The 5187-nt window shown below is 60.8% G+C and carries 6 protein-coding genes; all 6 read left to right on the plus strand.

Annotated features, from left to right (window positions below):
• The coding region (locus ACM43_RS09945) for a CopG family transcriptional regulator (RefSeq protein ID WP_271539888.1) at positions 1–336 on the plus strand (336 nt) is incomplete at its 5' end.
• A 132-nt stretch (positions 337–468) separates the two neighbouring features.
• Complete coding sequence (locus tag ACM43_RS09950; RefSeq protein WP_271539889.1) at positions 469–1872, plus strand: MFS transporter; 1404 nt, start codon at positions 469–471, stop codon at positions 1870–1872.
• A 152-nt stretch (positions 1873–2024) separates the two neighbouring features.
• Complete coding sequence (gene trbB, locus ACM43_RS09955; protein WP_271539893.1) at positions 2025–2939, plus strand: P-type conjugative transfer ATPase TrbB; 915 nt, start codon at positions 2025–2027, stop codon at positions 2937–2939.
• A gap of 1 nt (position 2940) precedes the next feature.
• Positions 2941–3267 carry a TrbC/VirB2 family protein gene (locus ACM43_RS09960; RefSeq protein WP_271539890.1) on the plus strand — a complete coding sequence of 109 codons (327 nt, stop codon included), beginning with the start codon at positions 2941–2943 and terminating at the stop codon, positions 3265–3267.
• Complete coding sequence (locus tag ACM43_RS09965) at positions 3267–3530, plus strand: VirB3 family type IV secretion system protein (protein ID WP_271539891.1); 264 nt, start codon at positions 3267–3269, stop codon at positions 3528–3530. Before ACM43_RS09960 ends, ACM43_RS09965 begins: the two co-directional genes overlap by 1 nt.
• Positions 3531–3540: 10 nt before the next feature.
• On the plus strand, positions 3541–5187 hold a 1647-nt coding region (locus ACM43_RS09970; protein ID WP_271539892.1), incomplete at its 3' end, for a conjugal transfer protein TrbE.

Here is a 5187-nt window from a genome sequence, read left to right on the forward strand (position 1 = left end):
ATTGTGGAAGCTGCCGTCGCCTCCTTTCTTTCACCCGACGGAGCGGATAGGCGGGAGGCAGCATTCACCCGGCGCCTGGATCGGCTGTCGCGTCAGGTGCAGAGGCTCGAGCGCGACGTTGGGTTGACGGCGGAGACCTTGGCTCTGTTCATTCGGTTCTGGCTGACTATTACGCCACCGTTGCCCAACGATGCACAGGCGGCCGCGCAGGCAAAGGGCAGGGAGCGCTTTGAAGGATTTGTCGAGGCGCTAGGGCGCCGCCTGCAAAAAGGGCAAAGCTTTCTGCGCGAGATTCCGGAAGATATCCGCCGTCAGGAACCGGTCGAAGAAACCTGATTGAACCATGTGGAAAGACCATTTCGCCGGTCTTTCTTTTTCTACGCCAGCCTACGACCGCAGCGATTTAGCCGAACTGACAAATGCTGGACGCGCTATCGGCTCGAGCGAGCTGAGAGCAAAGGGGCCAGCATGCAAATCTCAACAGCATGGCGTCGAATCGCGCGCGTTTTTGTCCCTTTTGTAGCTGGGTACTATCTCTCTTATCTGTTTCGAACGATCAACGCTCTGATCGCCAGCCATCTAAGCTCGGATACCGGCGTTGGGGCTGCCGACCTCGGGCTGCTTACGTCGGTCTATTTCCTTGTTTTCGCGGCTGCGCAAATCCCCGTCGGCATATTGTTGGACCGATTTGGTCCGCGTCGCGTCCAAAGTGTTTTGCTATTGCTCGCAGCAGTGGGCGCCGGACTGTTCGCGGTATCGACTGACTTCCTGTCGCTTTTGATCGCGCGTGCAATGATCGGGCTTGGTGTGGCGGCCGCGCTCACGGCAGGACTGAAGTCCATCATCCTTTGGTTCCCCAAGGAGCGCGTCGCCTTGCTGAACGGCTACATGGTCATGCTGGGCTCGATAGGAGCGGTGACCGCTACGGCTCCCGTCGAACACCTGCTCGCTTGGATGGGCTGGCGGCAGCTGTTTGAGATCTTGGCGGCCGCCACCGGCGCAACGGCCATTCTCATCTACGTCGTAGTGCCTGAGCGAGGCATTGTCCCATCAGCAGCGCGCGCCACGCTCAGCTCCGTTTTCGGCGATCGGCGCTTCTGGCGAATGGCCCCGTTGTCGGCGACGTGCGTCGGATCAGCCTGGTCTCTGCAGGGATTGTGGGCATCACCGTGGTTGACCGACGTGGAGGGGCTTGATCGCGCAAGTCTCGTCAGACAGCTGTTCATAATGTCGATTATGCTTAGCGGCGGTGCCTGGTTGTTCGGCATGACAGTCCATCACATCAAACGAAAGGGAATCGGCGCGGAGACGGTATTAACGATGGTTGCGGTGCTGTTCATCGCGGCTGAGTTATCCCTGATCCTACGAGCGTCTTTGCCGTCCGTCCTGCCCTGGTCGGTTGTTGCAATTGTCGGAACGGCGACAGTGGTCAGCTTCGCGGTGATAGCGGATTACTTCCCGCCGGAGCTTGCCGGCCGAGCCAATGGTGCCCTGAACGTTTTGCACTTCGGTTGGGCATTTCTGGCGCAATACGCGACAGGTCTTATCCTGGAGCAATGGCCCGCGAATGATGGGCATAGGCCCGTCCAAGCCTATCAAGTCGCGTTTGGTCTCAACGTGGCGCTGCAAATCGCGACGTTGGTCTGGTTCGCGCTGCCCTGGTGCCGATCCATCGCTTCGTGGATGAGTTCATCCTCTTCTTCAAGCCGGCTGATGTTTCTTGCGCTGTCGAGTCGGTTGGGTTGTATGAGGACTCGGTCATCCTCCTGCCCGCGGATGACGATGCGGAGTGGTGAGCAGGCCACTCCCAGCGAACCGACACGATTGAGTAGGTCTCAAACATCAATCTCAGTTTTTCTTTTTCTACGCTAGTCTACGATCACTGAAGCCGCTTGTTGCGCCAAGTCCATCGGTGCCTGTTCTAATCAATCCCATCTGAGGGGCCTCCGTAGGCGCCTCATTCAGTGGGGGCGGCGGTGGCAATCCATTCCATTCAATCGGAAGCGAGCTCGCGCGGCGCGCGAATGCTGCGCAGCGCGCTTGGCTCCGCGATTGCCGGCTACCTCGAAGACGAAGCGATCATCGAGGTGATGCTCAACCCAGATGGGCGGCTGTGGATCGATCGTTTATCGAATGGTCTGATCGACACAGGCGAAACTCTGTCGGCTGCGGATGGCGAGCGCATTGTTCGCCTGGTTGCGCATCACGTAGGCGCCGAGGTGCATGCCGGCGCGCCACGGGTTTCGGCAGAACTGCCTGGCACCGGAGAGCGCTTCGAGGGTCTCTTGCCTCCGGTCGTGGCAGCTCCGGCCTTCGCAATCCGCAAGCCCGCTGTCGCTGTGTTTACGCTCGACGACTACGTTACCAAGGAAATCATGACCTCGGAGCAGGCCAAGATTCTGAAAATTGCGGTCGCCGCACGGAAGAACATCCTCGTCGCCGGTGGAACGTCGACCGGCAAGACGACTCTGACAAATGCACTCTTGGCCGAAGTGGCAAAGACTGCCGATCGGGTCGTGCTGATCGAAGATACGCGCGAGCTTCAGTGCAAAGCGCCCAATCTTGTAGCGCTCCGGACCAAAGACGGCGTGGCCACGCTATCGGACCTCGTTCGGTCCTCGCTGCGCCTGCGTCCTGATCGCATCCCGATTGGCGAAGTCCGAGGTGCCGAGGCGCTTGATCTGCTCAAGGCTTGGGGTACGGGCCATCCCGGCGGCATCGGCACTATTCATGCGGGTAGCGCGCTCGGCGCGCTGCGGCGGCTCGAGCAACTCATCCAGGAAGCGGTCATCACGGTTCCGCGCGCCCTGATCGCAGAGACCATCAACCTCGTCGCTGTGCTTGCGGGGCGCGGCGCTGACCGTCGCCTCGCTGAGCTCGCCCTCGTCACCGGGCTCGGGGTCGCCGGCGACTACAACCTTTCATCAGCAGGAGACTGACATGCGCCCGCAATTTCGTTTGCTTCGAGATGCCGTTCTACTCGCCGCCTCCGGCACGTTTCTTTTGGCGTCGGCACCGGCATGGGCTGCTGGCTCGAACATGCCGTGGGAGCAGCCACTCAACCAGATCCTGCAATCGGTGGAAGGGCCGGTCGCCAAGATCATCGCCGTCATCATCATCGTCGTGACCGGGCTCACGCTCGCGTTCGGGGATTCGTCAGGCGGCTTCCGCAGGCTGATCCAGATCGTGTTCGGTCTGTCGATCGCGTTTGCCGCCTCAAGCTTCTTCCTGTCGTTCTTCTCCTTCGGCGGCGGCGTGGTGATCTGATGGACGAACCGGTCACAGGTTTTGTCGTGTCCGTTCATCGCGCGCTCACTGAGCCCATCCTGATGGGCGGCGCGCCGCGCTCGGTCGCGATCGTCAACGGCACGCTTGCGGCAGCCCTGGGGCTGGGACTTCGGCTCTGGATCGCGGGTCTTGTCCTCTGGTTCATCGGCCACATGGCCGCCGTCTGGGCCGCCAAGCGCGATCCCGCCTTCGTCGACGTGGTGCGCCGACATCTGCGCATTCCCGGTCATCTCAACACCTGAGCCCTCGGTCATGATGAATCTCGCTGAATATCGCCTTTCGGGCGCGCGACTCGCCGACTTCCTGCCTTGGGCAGCCTTGGTCGACGAAGGAATTATCCTGAACAAGGATGGCTCGTTCCAACGAACAGCGAAATTCCGCGGCCCGGACCTAGACAGCGCGGTGCCGGCTGAACTCGTCGCCGTCGCCGGTCGTCTGAACAACGCCCTGCGCCGCCTCGGATCAGGCTGGGCGGTCTTCGTCGAGGCGCAGCGCCATTTTGCGGGTGCTTACCCGCCGAACACCTTTCCGGATGTTGCGTCAGCGCTGGTCGATGCCGAACGCAGAGCCCAGTTTGAAGAGGCGGGCGCCCATTATGAGTCCAGCTACTTCCTGACCTTCCTCTATCTGCCGCCGGAGGAAGGGGCCGCCAGGGCAGAGCGTTTGCTCTATGAGGGGCGGGATCGCGCCGTTGGAGCAGACGCCCGCGAAGTGCTCCGCGAATTTGTCGATCAAACCAACCGCGTGCTTCAACTCGTTGAAGGGTTCATGCCCGAATGCGGCTGGCTCGATGATCAGGACACGCTGACCTACCTTCACTCGACGATCTCAACCAAACGACATCGGGTTCGGGTGCCCGAGACTCCCATGTACATCGATGCGCTGTTGGCCGACCAGCCGTTGACCGGCGGGCTCGAGCCGATGCTGGGCTCTGCCAATGTGCGGGTTCTGACGATCGTAGGCTTTCCGGGGGCGACGACCCCAGGAATTCTGGATGACCTGAATCGCCTGGTGTTTTCATATCGTTGGTCGACCCGGGCGATCATGCTCGACAAGATCGATGCCACCAAGCTGCTGACGAAGATTCGCCGGCAGTGGTTTGCCAAGCGAAAGTCCATCGGCGCCATCCTCAAGGAGGTGATGACCAACGAGGCATCGACGCTGCTTGATACCGACGCCCACAACAAGGCGCTCGATGCCGACGCCGCCCTGCAGGAACTGGGGTCGGATCAGATCGGACAAGCCTTTGTCACGGCGACCATTACCGTCTGGGACCGTGATCCCAATGCTGCCGATGAAAAGCTGCGGCTGGTCGAGAAGGTCATTCAGGGCCGCGATTTCACTTGCATGATCGAGACAGTAAACGCCGTTGAAGCCTGGCTCGGCAGTCTGCCGGGGCATGTCTATGCGAATGTGCGGCAGCCGCCGGTCTCAACTCTCAACCTCGCTCATATGATTCCGATGTCGGCCGTTTGGGCTGGCGAGGCTAGGGACCTCCACTTCAAGGGTCCGCCGCTTCTGTTCGGCAAGACCGAGGGATCAACGCCGTTCCGGTTTTCGCTCCACGTCGACGACGTCGGTCATACCCTTGTGGTGGGACCGACAGGCGCTGGCAAGTCAGTGTTGCTCGCGTTGATGGCGCTGCAGTTCAGGCGTTATCCGAACTCTCAGGTCTTTGCGTTTGACTTCGGTGGTTCGATCCGGGCGGCCGCGCTCGCCATGGGTGGCGACTGGCATGATCTCGGCGGTGCATTGTCTGACGGAGACGAAAACCCCGTCGCCCTGCAACCGTTGGCCTGGATCGACGATCCCGCCGAGCGCGGATGGGCGACGGAATGGATCGGCGCGATTCTGGCACGGGAAAAGGTCGAGATCACCCCGGAAGTCAAGGATCATCTA

The organism is Bradyrhizobium sp. CCBAU 45321, from assembly GCF_028128975.1.
GTDB lineage: Bacteria > Pseudomonadota > Alphaproteobacteria > Rhizobiales > Xanthobacteraceae > Bradyrhizobium > Bradyrhizobium yuanmingense.

Excerpts from the sequence above, each read along its gene's own strand:
- ACM43_RS09950 (WP_271539889.1), top strand. The coding sequence starts at position 469 with ATGCAAATCTCAACAGCATGGCGTCGAATCGCGCGCGTTTTTGTCCCT.
- trbB (WP_271539893.1), top strand. The coding sequence starts at position 2,025 with ATGCTGCGCAGCGCGCTTGGCTCCGCGATTGCCGGCTACCTCGAAGAC.
- ACM43_RS09960 (WP_271539890.1), top strand. The coding sequence starts at position 2,941 with ATGCGCCCGCAATTTCGTTTGCTTCGAGATGCCGTTCTACTCGCCGCC.
- ACM43_RS09965 (WP_271539891.1), top strand. The coding sequence starts at position 3,267 with ATGGACGAACCGGTCACAGGTTTTGTCGTGTCCGTTCATCGCGCGCTC.